This is a genomic window from Modicisalibacter sp., from assembly GCF_055145905.1.
Genome location: NZ_JBSREH010000001.1, coordinates 58741 through 74145, shown reverse-complemented (window position 1 = coordinate 74145; position 15405 = coordinate 58741). Strand labels below are relative to the sequence as shown.

General features: G+C 68.3%; 12 protein-coding genes. 11 read left to right on the top strand and 1 reads right to left on the bottom strand.

The annotated features are described in order from the left end of the window. Positions 1–11 precede the first annotated feature (11 nt). From fabZ to tilS, 7 genes are all read left to right on the top strand, one after another. Positions 12–455 carry a 3-hydroxyacyl-ACP dehydratase FabZ gene (fabZ, locus tag ACTCB7_RS00325; RefSeq protein ID WP_224415714.1) on the top strand — a complete coding sequence of 148 codons (444 nt, stop codon included), beginning with the start codon at positions 12–14 and terminating at the stop codon, positions 453–455. After that, a complete protein-coding gene (lpxA, locus tag ACTCB7_RS00320) occupies positions 452–1222 on the top strand; it encodes an acyl-ACP--UDP-N-acetylglucosamine O-acyltransferase (protein WP_463005159.1) in 771 nt (256 codons plus the stop codon). The genes fabZ and lpxA overlap by 4 nt, the downstream gene beginning before the upstream one ends. Positions 1223–1226: 4 nt before the next feature. Beyond that, positions 1227–2408, top strand: a complete 1182-nt coding sequence (gene lpxB / locus ACTCB7_RS00315; protein WP_463005158.1) for a lipid-A-disaccharide synthase — start codon at positions 1227–1229, stop codon at positions 2406–2408. After that, positions 2405–3046: a ribonuclease HII gene (rnhB, locus tag ACTCB7_RS00310; RefSeq protein WP_224415711.1), complete on the top strand. Its 642-nt coding sequence runs from the start codon at positions 2405–2407 to the stop codon at positions 3044–3046. The genes lpxB and rnhB overlap by 4 nt, the downstream gene beginning before the upstream one ends. A 41-nt stretch (positions 3047–3087) precedes the next feature. Further along, the gene (gene dnaE, locus ACTCB7_RS00305; protein ID WP_463005157.1) at positions 3088–6591 is read left to right on the top strand and encodes a DNA polymerase III subunit alpha; all 3504 of its coding nucleotides are present in this window, start codon (positions 3088–3090) and stop codon (positions 6589–6591) included. 219 nt (positions 6592–6810) lie between these two features. Then, positions 6811–7764 carry an acetyl-CoA carboxylase carboxyl transferase subunit alpha gene (accA, locus tag ACTCB7_RS00300; RefSeq protein WP_163650017.1) on the top strand — a complete coding sequence of 318 codons (954 nt, stop codon included), beginning with the start codon at positions 6811–6813 and terminating at the stop codon, positions 7762–7764. 7 nt (positions 7765–7771) lie between these two features. Beyond that, entirely contained in the window at positions 7772–9046 is a 1275-nt protein-coding gene (gene tilS / locus ACTCB7_RS00295) for a tRNA lysidine(34) synthetase TilS (protein ID WP_240464746.1), read from the top strand. Here tilS and ppx read toward each other — a convergent pair. Continuing rightward, entirely contained in the window at positions 9043–10566 is a 1524-nt protein-coding gene (gene ppx / locus ACTCB7_RS00290) for an exopolyphosphatase (RefSeq protein ID WP_224415707.1), read from the bottom strand. The genes tilS and ppx overlap by 4 nt on opposite strands. Before the next feature lie 129 nt (positions 10567–10695). Between ppx and ACTCB7_RS00285 the strand changes: the two genes are divergently transcribed. The 4 genes from ACTCB7_RS00285 (at position 10696) to ACTCB7_RS00270 (ending at position 15362) form a co-directional block, all read left to right on the top strand. Next, positions 10696–11028 (top strand): thioredoxin family protein, encoded by a 333-nt coding sequence (locus ACTCB7_RS00285; RefSeq protein ID WP_463005156.1) that lies wholly within the window; start codon positions 10696–10698, stop codon positions 11026–11028. A 410-nt stretch (positions 11029–11438) separates the two neighbouring features. Next, positions 11439–12698 carry a transcription termination factor Rho gene (gene rho, locus ACTCB7_RS00280; RefSeq protein WP_224420646.1) on the top strand — a complete coding sequence of 420 codons (1260 nt, stop codon included), beginning with the start codon at positions 11439–11441 and terminating at the stop codon, positions 12696–12698. A gap of 312 nt (positions 12699–13010) precedes the next feature. Beyond that, complete coding sequence (ubiD, locus tag ACTCB7_RS00275) at positions 13011–14495, top strand: 4-hydroxy-3-polyprenylbenzoate decarboxylase (RefSeq protein ID WP_463005155.1); 1485 nt, start codon at positions 13011–13013, stop codon at positions 14493–14495. 36 nt (positions 14496–14531) lie between these two features. Then, on the top strand, positions 14532–15362 hold the full coding sequence (locus ACTCB7_RS00270; RefSeq protein ID WP_463005154.1) for an NAD(P)H-flavin reductase: 831 nt from the start codon (positions 14532–14534) through the stop codon (positions 15360–15362). Positions 15363–15405: the final 43 nt, after the last annotated feature.

Sequence of the window (15405 nt, the reverse complement as noted above, 5' to 3'; positions counted from 1 at the left end):
AGGTCGCATCGATGGTAATGGACATCAACGAAATTCGAGAGTATCTGCCCCACCGCTATCCCTTCCTGCTGGTCGACCGGGTGGTGGAGCTCGAGCTCGGCGAATCCATCGTTGCCCGCAAGAACGTCAGCATCAACGAGCCATTCTTCAACGGCCACTTCCCCCATCATCCGATCATGCCGGGCGTGTTGATCATCGAGGCCATGGCTCAGGCCTGCGGCATTCTCGGTTTCAAGACCGTCAACAAGCTGCCGGCCGACGGCTACGTCTACTACCTGGTCGGCAGCGACAACGTGCGTTTCAAGCGTCCGGTGATGCCCGGCGACCAGCTGCGCCTGGAAGCCCGGGTGGTTCGTGCCAAGCGCGGCATCTGGAAGTTCGAGTGCTCCGCCACCGTCGACGGTGAAGTGGCCTGCGAGGCCGAGATCATCTGTGCCGAGAGGAAGGTCGCTTGATTCATCCAACCGCCATCGTCGACCCCAGCGCGCGTCTCGCCGATGACGTCGAGGTGGGGCCGTTCAGCATCATCGGCGCCGATGTGGAAATCGGCGAGGGGTGCCGGATCGGTCCGCACGTCGTGGTGAACGGGCCGACGCGGCTGGGGCGACGCAATCGCATCTTCCAGTTCGCCTCGGTGGGCGAGGCCTGCCAGGACAAGAAGTACGCCGGCGAGCCGACCCGGCTGGAAATGGGCGACGACAACGTGGTGCGCGAGGGCGTGACCCTGCACCGCGGCACCGTCCAGGATCGCGGCGAGACCACCATCGGCAGCCGCAACCTGTTCATGGCCTATTCCCATGTCGGCCATGACTGCGTGATCGGCGACGACTGCATCCTCGCCAACCAGGCGACCCTCGGCGGCCACGTCACCCTGGGCAACTTCGCGATCCTCGGCGGGCTGGCCGCCATCCACCAGTTCTGTCATGTCGGCGAGCATGCCATGTGCGGCGGTGGCTCGATCGTCACCAAGGACATTCCCGCCTACCTGATGGTCAACGGCAATCCGGGCGAGGCGCATGGCCTCAACCTGGTGGGGCTCAAGCGGCGCGGCTTCTCCCGCGAGGCGATCAAGGCCTTGAGCGAGGCCTACCGCATCGTCTATCGCCAGGGGCTGACCGTCGAGCAGGCGCTCGAGAACCTGCACGAGCGCTACGGCGAGATGCCCGAGGTGGCGGTGTTCATCGCCTCCCTCGAGGCTTCCACCCGCGGCATCATCCGTTGAGCCGATGCGCGTCTACCTGATCGCCGGCGAACTCTCCGGGGACCTGCTCGGCGCCGGGCTGATGCGCGCGCTCAAGGCCCGCCATCCCGAGGCCGAGTTCCGCGGCATCGGCGGCCCTCGCATGATCGCCGAGGGCCTGGAGAGCCTCTACCCGCTGGAGACGCTGTCGGTGATGGGGCTGGTCGAGGTGCTCAGGCACCTGCCCGGGCTGGTGAAGGTCCGTCGCCACCTGCGCCACGACGCCCTGGCCTGGCGACCCGACGTGATGGTCGGCATCGACGCCCCCGACTTCAACCTGGGCCTCGAGCGTCAGCTGCGCGAGGCGGGGGTGCCCACCGTGCATTACGTCAGCCCCTCGGTGTGGGCCTGGCGGCAGGGGCGGATCAAGGGTATCGCCCGGGCGGTGGACGCCATGCTCACCTTCCTGCCGTTCGAGGCGAGCTTCTACCGCCAGCATCGGGTGCCGGTGGCCTTCGTCGGTCATCCGCTGGCCGACGAGCTGCCGCTGGTCAACGACCGGGCCGCGGCCCGTGCGGCGCTGGAGCTGCCCACCGAGACGCCGGTGCTGGCCATTCTTCCTGGCTCGCGCGGCAACGAGATCCGCTTCATGGGCCCGACCTTCCTGGCGGCCGCCGAACGGCTGCTGGCCACGGTCGACGGGCTCGAACTGGTGATTCCCGCGGCCTCGCCGGAACGCCGGCGCGAGCTCGAGGCGCTGCTCGCGGCCCATCCCGGCCTGCAGGCACGAACCCGGCTGCTCGACGGCCGCTCGCGGGAGGCGATGGTGGCCAGCGATGCGGTACTGCTGACCTCGGGGACCGCGGCCCTGGAGGCGATGCTCTGTCACCGGCCGATGGTGGTCGCCTACCGCATGGCGCCGACCACCCACTGGCTGGCCCGTCGGCTGGTCAGGACGACGTGGATCTCGCTGCCCAACCTGATCGCCCGCGAGACGCTGGTGCCCGAGCTGATCCAGGAGGCCGCCACGCCGACGGCGATCGGCGAGCACCTGCGTCCCTGGCTGTGCGAGCCGGCCTCGCGCGCGGCGCTGGAGCAGCGCTTTGCCACCCTGCACGCCGGGCTGCAGCGCGGCGCCAGCGAGCGCGCCGCCGAGGCGGTACTGGCGGTGGCTGAGCGCCGGCCGCTGCCCGAGGCGCCGGTGGCGCTGCCCGGGGAGACCTCATGAGCACGGTCGCAGGACGCCATGTCATCGCCGGTTATCGGGGCAGTGCCGAGATCGTCCTCGACTACACCGGCGAGCGGCTGGCCGGGGTCGACGAAGTGGGGCGCGGCCCGCTGGCGGGCGCGGTGGTCGCCGCCGCGGTGATCCTCGACCCGCAGCGGCCGATCGACGGGCTGGGCGACTCCAAGGCGCTCAGCGAGACGCGTCGCCGGGCGCTGGACGCGGCGATCCGCGAGCGGGCGCTGGCCTTCGCCGTGGCCGAGGCCACGCCGGCCGAGGTCGACGAGTTCAACATCTACCATGCCACCCACCTGGCGATGCGCCGGGCGATCGACGCCCTGACGCCGGCGGCCGAATACCTGCTGGTGGACGGCAATCGCCTGCCCGGGCATCATGTTCCCGGCCAGGCGGTGGTCAAGGGCGACGCCCGTCATCCGGCCATCGGTGCCGCATCGATCCTCGCCAAGGTGGCTCGCGATGCGCAGATGGTCGCCCTCGATGCGCGCTTCCCCGAGTACGGTTTCGCCCGCCACAAGGGCTACCCGACCCCGGAACACCTGGCGGCGCTGGAGCGCCTCGGGCCGCTGCCCGAGCACCGCCGCTCCTTCGCTCCGGTGAAACGCCAGCTGGATCTCTTCTGACGCGGCGGCCGCTGCCGCCCGACAACCATCACGAGAGCGACATGACGACTCCCTTCGTTCATCTGCGCGTGCACAGCGAATACTCCCTCGTCGATGGCCTGGTGCGCCTCAAGCCGTTGGTGAGCGCGACCGCCGAGGCGGGCATGCCGGCCCTGGCGGTGACCGACGAGGCCAACCTGTTCGGCCTGGTCAAGAGCTACAAGGCGGCGCTGGGCGCCGGTCTCAAGCCGGTCATCGGCGCCGACCTGTGGCTCGAGAACCCGTTCGACGAGAGCCATCCCTACCGGCTGACGCTGCTGGCGATGAACGACGTCGGCTATCGCAACCTCACCGAGCTGATCTCGCGGGGCTGGCAGGAAGGCCAGCGCCAGGGCAGCGCGCTGCTCAAGAAGGCCTGGATCTTCGCCCAGAGCGACGGGCTGATCGCGCTGTCCGGCGCCCGGGAGGGGGAGGTCGGCCGCTTCCTGCTCGCCGAGCACGGCGACGAGGCCCGCGAACTGCTCGCCGAGTGGCAGCGCCACTTCCCCGGGCGCTTCTATCTCGAGCTGCAGCGCACCGGTCGCCAGTACGACGAGGAATGTGTTCACCTGTCGGTCGACCTCGCCGCCGAGACCGGCACGCCGGTGGTGGCGACCAACGACGTGCGCTTTCTGACCCGCGAGGACTTCTGGGCCCACGAGACCCGGGTGTCGATCGGCGAGGGCAAGGCGCTCGACGACCCGCGCCGCGAGCGCAAGTACAGCGAGGAGCAGTACCTCAAGAGCCCCCAGGAGATGGCCGAGCTGTTCGCCGACATCCCCGAGGCGCTCGAGAACACGGTGATGATCGCCGCGCGCTGCAGCGTCGACGTGCGCCTCGGCGAGATCTTCCTGCCCGAGTTCCCGGTACCCGAGGGCATGACCCTCGACGAGTTCTTCCGCCAGCTCTCCCACGACGGCCTCGGCGAGCGCCTGACCCAGCTGTTCGACGGCGACGACGCCATCTATCCGGATCGCCGCCGCGCCGATCACGAGGCGGCCTACCGCGAGCGCCTCGACTTCGAGCTCGACATCATCATCAAGATGGGCTTTCCCGGCTACTTCCTGATCGTGATGGACTTCATCCAGTGGGCCAAGGACAACGACATCCCGGTGGGGCCGGGGCGTGGCTCGGGGGCCGGCTCGCTGGTCGCCTATGCGCTCAAGATCACCGATCTGGACCCGCTGGAATACGACCTGCTGTTCGAGCGCTTCCTCAATCCCGAGCGCGTGTCGATGCCCGACTTCGACGTCGACTTCTGCATGGAGAAGCGCGACCGGGTGATCGACTACGTCGCCGAGCGCTACGGCCGCGACGCCGTCTCGCAGATCGTCACCTTCGGCACCATGGCCGCCAAGGCGGTGGTGCGCGACGTGGCGCGTGCCCAGGGCAAGCCCTACTCGCTGGGCGACAAGCTCTCCAAGCTGATTCCCTTCGAGGTCGGCATGACGCTGGCCAAGGCCCACGAGCAGGAGGAGGCGCTGCGCGACTTCCTCGCCGGTGACGAGGAGGCCCAGGAGATCTGGGACATGGCGCTCAAGCTCGAGGGCATCACCCGCGGCACCGGCAAGCACGCCGGCGGGGTGGTGATCGCGCCGACCCGGCTCACCGACTTCTCGCCGCTGCTCTGCGAGCCGGACGGCAGCGGCCTGGTGGTGCAGTTCGACAAGAACGACATCGAGGATGCCGGGCTGGTCAAGTTCGACTTCCTCGGCCTGCGCACCCTGACCATCATCGACTGGGCGCTGGAGATGGTCGATGCCGTGCGTGCGCGCCAGGGGCAGGGCCCGCTCGACATCAACACCATCCCGCTCGACGACGTGCCGACCTTCGACATGCTCAAGAAGGCCGAGACCACGGCGGTGTTCCAGCTCGAATCCCGCGGCATGAAGGAGCTGATCAAGCGCCTGCAGCCCGACTCGCTGGAGGACATGATCGCCCTGGTGGCGCTGTTCCGTCCGGGGCCGCTGCAGTCGGGGATGGTCGATGACTTCATCAACCGCAAGCACGGCCGCGCCGAGCTGGCCTTCCCGCATCCCGACTACCAGCATGAGCTGCTCAAGCCGGTCCTCGAGCCCACCTACGGCGTGATCCTCTACCAGGAGCAGGTCATGCAGATCGCCCAGGTGCTGGCCGGCTACAGCCTGGGGCAGGCCGACATGCTGCGCCGCGCGATGGGCAAGAAGAAGCCCGAGGAGATGGCCAAGCAGCGCGTCGGTTTCATGGAGGGCTGCGCGGCCAACGGCATCGACAAGGATCTGGCGGGCAACCTCTTCGACCTAGTGGAGAAGTTTGCCGGCTACGGCTTCAACAAGTCGCACTCGGCGGCCTACGGCCTGGTCTCGTACCAGACCGCCTGGCTCAAGGCGCATTACCCCGGGCCCTTCATGGCCGCGGTGCTGTCCACCGACATGGACAACCTCGACAAGGTGGTGCCGCTGATCGAGGAATGCCGCAACCTGGGCCTGACGGTGACCCCGCCCGACGTCAACGTCGGTGGCTACAAGTTCACCGTCGACGAACAGGGGCGCGTGGTCTATGGCCTGGGGGCGATCCGCGGCGTCGGCGAGGGGCCGATCGAGGCGATCGTCGAGGCGCGCACCGAGGGCGGCGCCTTCGCCGACCTGTTCGACTTCTGCCGTCGGGTCGACGCCAAGCGCATGAACAAGCGTACCCTGGAGGCACTGATCCGGTCCGGCGCCGTGGACACCCTGGGGCCGAGCCGGGCGGTGCTGGCCGCCGCGCTGGACGACGCCATCAAGGCGGCGCAGCAGAGCACCACCAACGCCAACCTGGGCATGATGGACATGTTCGGCGAGGCGTTCAGCGAACCCGAGGCCGGCGATGTCTATGCCGACTACCATCGGGTCCGCGACTGGAGCGACAAGGAGCGCCTGGCCGGCGAGAAGGACACCCTGGGGCTCTACCTGACCGGGCATCCGATCGACGAGTACGAGCAGGAACTGGCGCGCTTCGTGTCGACACGGGTCCGCGACCTCAAGCCGTCACGTGAGCCGCAGCGGGTCGCCGGGCTGGTGGTGGCCATGCGCACCATGAAGTCCAAGCGCGGCGACACCATGGCCTTCGTCACCCTGGATGATCGCACCGGGCGCATCGAGGCCTCGCTGTTCGGCGAGCTGTTCGACCAGGTCCGCGGCCGTCTGGATACCGACCAGGTGCTGATCGTCGAGGGCGAGGTGCAGAGCGACGACTACTCCGGCGGCCTGCGCCTGCGCGGCAAGGAGGTGACCGCCATGGTCGACGCGCGCAGCCGCTACGGCGAGGCCGTGGAGCTGTCGGTCGACGGCTCGAGCTGCAACGGCCGCTTCATCGCCACCCTGCGCGACAGTCTCACGCCGTGGCGCAACGAGGCCGGCCTGCCGGTGCGCGTGCGTTATCGCAACGCCGCCGCCAGCGGCTGGCTGGAGCTGGGCAGCGAGTGGAAGGTGGCGCCCGCCGACGAGCTGCTCGCCGCGCTGCGCGATGTCGAGGGGCAGGATGGCATCCGGCTCAAGTACCGTGGCTGAGAGGGTATTTACACCATGCCTGCGCTCCCCGAATTGGCAAACACCCTCCGAGCAGGGTGTTTGCCTTCTGGTCACTATTCATCCTTAGCCGGGTCCGGCCGAGCGGTTGTCTTGCGTGCGCTCGTCAAGCTGCGATAATGCCCGGTCATTGCACGCCCATCGTCGCATGACAGCCGTGCCGCCAGGCTGGCCGTGCCTACTTCAAGAAGCTGAAGCGCTATGAATCCCAACTATCTGGACTTCGAACAGCCGATTGCCGAACTGCAGGCCAAGATCGAGGAGCTGCGGCTGGTCGGCAACGACAGCAAGATCAACATCAGCGACGAGATCGCCAAGCTCGAGGAGAAGAGCAAGAAGCTCACCGAGTCGATCTTCCGCGACCTGTCCGCCTGGCAGGTCTCGCAGCTTTCCCGTCACCCGCAGCGCCCTTACACCCTCGACTACCTCGAGATGATCTTCAGCGACTTCGACGAGCTGCACGGCGATCGCCACTTCGCCGACGACGCGGCGATCGTCGGCGGTGTCGCCCGGCTCGACGACAAGCCGGTGATGATCATCGGTCACCAGAAGGGCCGCGACGTCAAGGAAAAGGTGCGTCGCAACTTCGGCATGCCGCGCCCCGAAGGCTACCGCAAGGCCTGTCGCCTGATGGAGATGGCCGAGCGTTTCAGGATGCCGGTGCTGACCTTCATCGACACCCCGGGAGCCTATCCGGGCATCGACGCCGAGGAACGCGGCCAGAGCGAGGCGATCGCCTACAACCTGGCGGTGATGTCGCGCCTGAAGACACCGATCGTTGCCACCGTGGTCGGCGAGGGTGGCTCCGGCGGCGCGCTGGCGATCGGCGTGTGCGACGAGCTGACCATGCTGCAGTATTCCACCTACTCGGTGATCTCGCCCGAGGGTTGTGCCTCGATTCTGTGGAAGAGCGCCGAGAAGGCCTCCGAGGCAGCCCAGGCCATGGGCATCACCGCCGAGCGTCTCAAGGAACTGGGCTTCGTCGACAACCTGGTCGGGGAACCGCTGGGCGGGGCGCATCGCCATCCGCAGACCACCGCCGACCGGCTCAAGGAATCGTTGCTCGGGAGTCTCGACCGGCTGGGCAGCATGGACACCGAGGCGCTGCTGGCGCGGCGGTATGAAAGGCTCATGAGCTATGGGGCGCCAGCATAAGGGCCTCATGTCGCTGCAAGCCGTGATCGATGACGCCCTGGCGGAGACCCCGCCGGGGCGTGTCGTCTGGGTGGCGCTGTCCGGCGGTCTCGATTCCTGCCTGCTGCTGGCGCTCGTCGCCGATGCCGCGCGGCGTCATCCGCGCCCCATCCATGCCCTGCACGTCGACCACGGGCTGCAGTCCGCCGCCGCCGATTTCGTGCGTCACTGCCGGTGGTCCTGCTCGCGCCACGGCATCCCGCTGTTCGTCGAGTCGGTCGCGGTCGAATCCGTGGGCCGGGGGCTGGAGGCGGCGGCCCGCGAGGCGCGCTATGCGGCGTTCGCCAAGCGGGTGGCGCCGGGCGAGACGCTGTGGCTGGCCCAGCACGCCGACGACCAGGCCGAGACCTTCCTGCTCGCCGCGTTGCGCGGCAGCGGGGTACGCGGGCTGGGGGCGATGCCCGAGTGTCGCGACTGGCGAGGGCGACACTTGGTGCGGCCACTGCTGGGGCTTGGCCGGGCTCGGCTCGAGGCGGCCGCTGCCGAGTTGGGTCTGAGCTGGTGCGATGACCCCTCCAACACGGATACCTCGCTCGACCGCAACTATCTGCGGCATTGCGTGCTGCCCGTGCTGGCGGCGCGCTGGCCCGGTGCCGCGCGCTCGCTGGGCGAAGCGGCACGTCGCGCCGGGGAGGCCGATGCCCTGCTCGACGACCTGGCCGCGATCGACCTGGCCGCTGCCGGCGGTGACCCGGCGCGACTCGACGTCGCCGCGCTGGTCGCCCTGTCGCGTCCGCGCCAGCGGCTGCTGGTGCGCCACGCCTGCCGGCGCCTGGCGCTGCCCACGCCACCGGCGGTACGTCTCGAAACGCTGCTCGGGCAGCTCGCGGCGCGGGAAGATGCCGCCGTGCACGTGAGCTGGGCAGGTGGCGAGGGGCGGCGCTGGCGTGGGGCGCTCTATCTCCAGACTCCCATCGAGCCGCTGCCGGCGGGTTGGAGTGCGTCCTGGAACGGCCAGCCGGGCCGGGTGGGCGCGACGGAAGCGCAGCCCGGGGTGTACGTCGACTGGAGGCTGGCCTGCGAGACGGGGGAGCCGGTCGCGCTGACGCTTACCGTGCGCCGGGGCGGTGAGAGTCTGCGTGTTGCCGGACGTGGGCGGCGCGACGTCAAGCGGCTGCTCCAGGAGGCCGGAGTACCGCCCTGGCGGCGTGAGCGCCAATTGCTGGCCTGGCACGGCGACACCCTGGTCGCCGTGCTGGGGGTGGCCGTGGCGGAAGGCTGGCGCCAGGGTCCTGGAGTCTAGATCTCGAGGGTGAGCGGATCCACGGCCAGGCGAAAGCCGACGGCGCGCTGGTAGGCGATCTCCTGCTCGAGGTCGGTCAGCAGCAGCGACTGTTCGGCCAGTGCATCCGGCAGCATCATCAGCAGGGCGTCGCCTTCCGCCTGCAGCTGGAAGGTCGTCGGCGGGTGTTCCGGGCGCGAGTGATTGAGCACCACGGCGAGCCTCAGCAGCCTTGCCAGACGCGTGGCGCGGCGCTGATAGGCCGGTGGCAGGGCCTCGAGCTCCTTGACTGCGAACTTGCGGCGATGGGCGCGGACCAGAAACGCCAGCAGCTGCTGCTCGGGGCGCGAGAAGCCGGGCAGGTCGGCGTTTTCCAGCAGGTAGGCGCCGTGGCGATGGAACTGGCTGTGGGAGACCGCCAGGCCGATCTCGTGAAGCTCGGCGGCCCACAGCAGGAAGGGGCGTATCGTCTCGCTGAGCTGCCAGGCGTCACGGACCTGATCGAAGGCGCTGGCGGCGCTGGCGGCGACGTTGGTGGCCTGACGATGGTCCACCCCGTAACGGCGGGTCAGGCCGTTCAGGGCCGGCAGGCGCGGGTCCTCGGCGCTGTTGCGGCCGATCAGGTCGTAGAGCACGCCTTCGCGCAGGGCGCCGTCGGCGAAGCGCATGTGCTCGAGCTCGAAGGCTTCGAAAATCGCGCAGAGAATGGCGATGCCCGCCGGGAAGACTCGGGCCCGGTCGGCCTTGAGGCCGGCCATCTCGACGCGGTCGAGGTGCTTGCACTTGATCAGGCGCTTGCGCAACCGCGCCAGGCCCTCACGGGTGATGGTGCCCTCGGGTGCGTCGCCGGCGGCGGCGATCACCGCGGCCGCCGCCTTGATGGTGCCGCTCGAGCCGATCGGGTCCGACCAGCCCAGGGCGAGGTAGTGGCGGCGGATGTTGGCCAGTTCCGAGAGTGCCGCCAGTTCGGCCTGGCGGAAGCGTTTCTCGGTGATCTGGTCGTCGGCGAAGAAGCGTCGGGTGTAGGCCACGCAGCCCATGTGCAGGCTTTCCAGGGCCTCGGGCTCGAAGCGTTCACCGATGATGAACTCCGTGGAGCCGCCACCGATGTCGACGATCAGCCGCCGGCCGTGGACGTCGGCCAGGGCGTGGGCGGCCCCCAGGTAGATCAGTCGGGCCTCCTCGCGGCCGGCGATGATCTCGATCTCGTGGCCCAGCACGCGTTCGGCGCGTTCGATGAAGTCGCGGCTGTTGGCGGCGGCGCGCAGGGCGTTGGTGCCCACGACGCGCATGGCGTCGGCCGGGATGCCCTCGACGAAGGGGGCGAAGCGGGCCAGACAGTCCAGCGCGCGCTGGATGGCCGGCTCGTCGAGGTGATCGTCGTCGCCGAGGCCGGCGGCCAGCTGGACCTTTTCACCCTGCTTGGCGACCACCTGCAGGTGATCGCCGAGCCGGTTGGCCACCAGCAGGTGGAAGCTGTTGGATCCCAGGTCGATGGCGGCCAGGCGCTGCGGGGCCTGGGCGGCGGGCGTCCTGCTCATGGGATTTCCCTGTCGATGCACGATTAGCGCAAGGTTGCGGGGGCGCTCATGGCTTGTCAATCGCCGGCCGGGGACGTCCAATAGGGAAAACCGCCGTCGCGTGACGGCATGCGTCAACAAGGATGGGCCATGGCCGAAACCACGTTCGAAACGATCTCCGGCGACACGCTCGAGGCGCGCCTCGCCGATCATGACACCCTGCTGGTGGTGTTCGTCGCCGACTGGTGCGAACCCTGCTCGATCCTGCTGCCGCGTCTGGCGCGGGCCCTCGAGCGCCAGCCGACGCCTCTCGCGACCTATCAGGTGGAGGTCGACGAGGCACCGGAGCTGGCGCGCAAGTACGGCGTGCGCGGCATGCCCACGCTGATGCTCTTCGTCGACGGTGACCTGGTGGCCACCCGGGTCGGAGCACTCGACGACGATCAGCTCCGGCAGCTGCTCGACAGCGCCCGGGAGCGATGAATCCGGCCCTGGCGGGACTTGCGTTTACCGCCGGGCTTCACTAACATCGAGTCGTTCGCCTGTTCCGAAAGCTTCCCGACCGTCGCCCGGTGCCACCGACGCGGTCATGCCAAGTCGTCAGAAAGCCCGCTGTTCATCCCCTGTCATCGGTTGTGTAGATCCCGGGACGATCCCGGTTGCCAGGCAACGTCAGGGACCAAGGAAAGTCAGGAACATCAACCAGGCGAAGGGAACAGCGCCTCCCTCGATATCGATAGTGTCCATGGTTCTCCGCCAGGAGCCGCCATGCGAGGGTCCTATCCGCGAGAGGCTCGACGGGCACTGAACGCACCGCGCGGCGCACTGTCTCCGCCTCCTGTCCCATCGGCCCGCAAGCGGCCACGCTGACACGAGCTACTTCTGAACAAACGATGAATCTAACCGAACTCAAGCAAAAGACCGTTCCGGAGCTGCTGGAGATCGCCCAGCAGATGGGCATCGACAATCTGGCCCGCTCCCGCAAGCAGGACATCATCTTCGCCATCCTCAAGAAGCACGCCAAGAGCGGCGAGGACATCTACGGCGATGGTGTCCTGGAAATCCTCCAGGACGGTTTCGGCTTCCTGCGCAGCGCCGACAGCTCCTATCTGGCCGGGCCCGACGACATCTACGTCTCGCCCTCGCAGATTCGCCGCTTCAACCTGCGCAAGGGCGACTCGATCTCGGGCAAGATTCGTCCGCCCAAGGAAGGCGAGCGTTACTTCGCGCTGTTGAAGGTCAACCAGATCAACTTCGACAAGCCGGAAAACGCCAAGCACAAGATCCTCTTCGAGAACCTCACGCCGCTGTTCCCCCAGGAACGCCTGGTGATGGAGATGGGCAACGGCTCCACCGAGGATCTCACCGCCCGCATCATCGACCTGACCGCGCCCATCGGCAAGGGCCAGCGCGGCCTGATCGTCTCGCCCCCCAAGGCCGGCAAGACGCTGATGCTGCAGAACATCGCCACCTCCATCACCCGCAACAATCCCGAATGCCACCTGATCGTGCTGCTGATCGACGAGCGTCCGGAAGAGGTGACCGAGATGTCGCGCACGGTGCGCGGCGAGGTGGTGGCCTCGACCTTCGACGAGCCGCCCGCGCGCCACGTCCAGGTCGCCGAGATGGTGATCGAGAAGGCCAAGCGCCTGGTCGAGCACAAGAAGGACGTGGTGATCCTGCTCGACTCCATCACCCGCCTGGCGCGTGCCTACAACACCGTGGTGCCGTCCTCCGGCAAGGTGCTCACCGGCGGTGTCGACGCCCACGCCCTGGAGAAGCCCAAGCGCTTCTTCGGCGCGGCGCGCAACATCGAGGAGGGCGGCAGCCTGACCATCATCGCCACCGCGCTGGTCGATACCGGCTCGAAGATGGACGAGGTGATCTTCGAGGAGTTCAAGGGCACCGGCAACATGGAGGCGCACCTCGACCGCAAGCTGGCCGAGAAGCGCGTCTATCCGGCGATCAACATCCGCCGCTCCGGCACCCGTCGCGAGGACCTGATCGCCTCCGAGGACGAGATGCAGCGCATGTGGATCCTGCGCAAGCTGCTCAACCCGATGGAGGACACCGCGGCCACCGAGTTCCTGATCGATCGCCTGAAGGATACCAAGACCAATATCGAGTTCTTCGAGGCCATGAAGCGGCGCTGATTCTGCCTGCTCGCAACACCCATGTATTCGAAAGCCCGGTAAGCCGCCACAGAAGCCTCTAGCCGAGCGCTGCGACTGAGCGAAGCCGGCGCGCGGCGCCCGCCAGGGATGGCGGGCGAGCGGTACCCGTGAGGGATTATGTTGTACCGCGACGCGCAGGCCGCGAGTGAAGTCTCAGGGTTTCGCTCGGCGTGGCGCCGTGGCGGTTTATCGGATGCACGGAGTGTTCGAGTTCATGGCGGCCTGGCGCAGCATCGCGGAGGGGCGGCATGCTATGCTGCCCCTTTCGTCGTTCGGGATACGAGAAACCCCATGAAGTATAGGGACTTGCGCGAATTCATCGCGGCCCTCGAGGCACAGGGCGAACTGCATCGCGTCACCGCCGAGGTCGACCCCTACCTGGAGATCACCGAGATCTGCGACCGCACGCTGCGGGCCGTCGGGCCGGCGCTGCTGTTCGAGAACGTCAAGGGGCACGCCATGCCGGTGCTCGGCAACCTGTTCGGCACGCCGCGGCGGGTGGCGCTGGGCATGGGTCAGGACAGTGTGGCGGCGCTGCGCGAGGTCGGCGAGCTGCTGGCCTTTCTCAAGGAGCCCGAGCCGCCCAGGGGCTTTCGCGATGCCCTCGACAAGCTGCCGGTGTTCCGTCAGGTGATGAGCATGGGGCCCAAGACGCTGCGCTCCGCGCCGGTCCAGGAGGTGGTGCTCGAGGGCGAGGCCGTCGATCTCGACCGCATCCCCATCCAGCATTGCTGGCCCGGCGACGCCGCGCCGCTGGTGACCTGGGCGCTGGTGGTCACCCGGGGCCCCCAGAAGTCGCGCCAGAACCTGGGCATCTACCGCCAGCAGAAGCTCGGCAAGAACCGCCTGATCATGCGCTGGCTCTCCCATCGCGGCGGGGCCCTGGACTTCCAGGAATTCCAGCAGGCGCATCCCGGCGAGCCCTTCCCGGTGGCCGTGGCGCTGGGCGCCGACCCGGCGACCATCCTCGGCGCGGTGACCCCGGTACCGGACACGCTCTCCGAGTACGCCTTCGCCGGGCTGCTGAGAGGCTCGCGCACCGAGCTGGTCAAGTGCGGCCATGCGGACCTGCAGGTGCCGGCCTCAAGCGAGATCGTCCTGGAGGGCTTCATCTATCCCGACGATGTTGCCGAGGAGGGCCCCTACGGCGATCACACCGGCTACTACAACGAGGTCGAGACCTTCCCGGTGTTCACCGTCGAGCGCATCACCCACCGCCGCGAGCCGATCTATCACTCGACCTACACCGGCCGGCCGCCCGACGAGCCGGCGGTGCTGGGGCTGGCGCTCAACGAGGTGTTCGTGCCCATCCTGCGCAAGCAGTTCCCGGAGATCGTCGACTTCTACCTGCCGCCGGAAGGGTGCTCCTACCGCATGGCGGTGGTGACCATGAAGAAGCAGTATCCGGGGCATGCCAAGCGCGTGATGATGGGCGTGTGGAGCTTCCTGCGTCAGTTCATGTACACCAAGTTCGTGGTGGTGCTCGACGACGATGTCGACGCGCGCCGCTGGGAGGACGTGATCTGGGCGATCACCACGCGCATGGACCCGGTGCGTGATACGGTGATGGTCGAGAACACCCCCATCGACTATCTCGACTTCGCCTCGCCGGTGGCCGGGCTGGGCTCGAAGATGGGGCTCGACGCGACCAACAAGTGGCCGGGCGAGACCACGCGCGAGTGGGGACAGCCGATCGTCATGGACGCGGGCGTCAAGGCCCGGGTCGACGCGCGCTGGAACGAGCTGGGCATCCCGCTGCCCGATGAGGGCCGCTGAATGCCGGCGCCCGAATTCCATCGACATGAGGACAGCATGACGGCAAGGACCCTGACCTTCCAGGTGGCATCGGTGGAGGATCTCACTCCCGATGTCTTCCGTGTGCGGCTCGAGGGCCGTGCCGAGGCCGTGGCCCACGCGCCGGGGCAGTACCTCGAGCTCAAGCTCGACGACGACACCTGGGTGCCGTTCTCGATCGCCAACGCCCACCGCGGCGACGGCAGCATCGAGCTGCACATCCAGCACTGGCCGGAGCGCAGCAATTCGCGTCGCCTGCGCGAGCTGATGCAGCACCTCGCCACGCTCACCGTGCGCCTGCCGGGCGGGGAGTGCGTGCTCGACGCCGACAGCCGCCGGCCGCTGCTGTTGATCGCCGCCGGCACCGGCTTCGCCCAGATGAAGGCGCTGCTCGAGGCGGTCTTTGCCGCCGACGACGCCCTGCCGGTGCAGTTCTGGTGGGCGGTGCGCGAGCGCCGCGATTTCTACCTCGAGAGCCTGGCCCGCGAGTGGGCCGAACGCTATCCCAACTTCACCTTCCATGCCGTGACCGAGGAGCCGCTCGAGCCCGGATTCGAGAGCGAACGCGTCTTCGCCCACCGCGGGCGCATCGACGAGGCGCTGGCCGCCTCGCTCGACGATGTCTCCGGCCACGATGTCTACCTCTCGGGCTCGCCGGGCATGGTCTATGCCTGCATCGACACCCTGGCCCCGCTCGGTCTCGACCCGGCGCACGTCTACTCCGACGTCTTCGCCTATGCACCGCGTGATCCGTTGTTTCCGTCGGGCGCCGGTGCGTCGGGCGCCGGTGCGTCGGGCGCCGCTGCGTCGGCTGCCCCTGAGAGAGCCGTGAAGCAGCGACAGGGGTGAGCGGTGTGCCGGGGTTGCCAACGCCGGCTGAACGTGTAGGATG

Bases quoted from the DNA above. Each gene is read 5' to 3' on its own strand.
- ppx (WP_224415707.1), bottom strand. From the start codon at position 10,566: ATGAGCAGGACGCCCGCCGCCCAGGCCCCGCAGCGCCTGGCCGCCATC.
- ubiD (WP_463005155.1), top strand. From the start codon at position 13,011: ATGAAGTATAGGGACTTGCGCGAATTCATCGCGGCCCTCGAGGCACAG.
- accA (WP_163650017.1), top strand. From the start codon at position 6,811: ATGAATCCCAACTATCTGGACTTCGAACAGCCGATTGCCGAACTGCAG.
- ACTCB7_RS00270 (WP_463005154.1), top strand. From the start codon at position 14,532: ATGACGGCAAGGACCCTGACCTTCCAGGTGGCATCGGTGGAGGATCTC.
- fabZ (WP_224415714.1), top strand. From the start codon at position 12: ATGGTAATGGACATCAACGAAATTCGAGAGTATCTGCCCCACCGCTAT.
- lpxB (WP_463005158.1), top strand. From the start codon at position 1,227: ATGCGCGTCTACCTGATCGCCGGCGAACTCTCCGGGGACCTGCTCGGC.
- ACTCB7_RS00285 (WP_463005156.1), top strand. From the start codon at position 10,696: ATGGCCGAAACCACGTTCGAAACGATCTCCGGCGACACGCTCGAGGCG.
- dnaE (WP_463005157.1), top strand. From the start codon at position 3,088: ATGACGACTCCCTTCGTTCATCTGCGCGTGCACAGCGAATACTCCCTC.
- tilS (WP_240464746.1), top strand. From the start codon at position 7,772: ATGTCGCTGCAAGCCGTGATCGATGACGCCCTGGCGGAGACCCCGCCG.
- rnhB (WP_224415711.1), top strand. From the start codon at position 2,405: ATGAGCACGGTCGCAGGACGCCATGTCATCGCCGGTTATCGGGGCAGT.
- rho (WP_224420646.1), top strand. From the start codon at position 11,439: ATGAATCTAACCGAACTCAAGCAAAAGACCGTTCCGGAGCTGCTGGAG.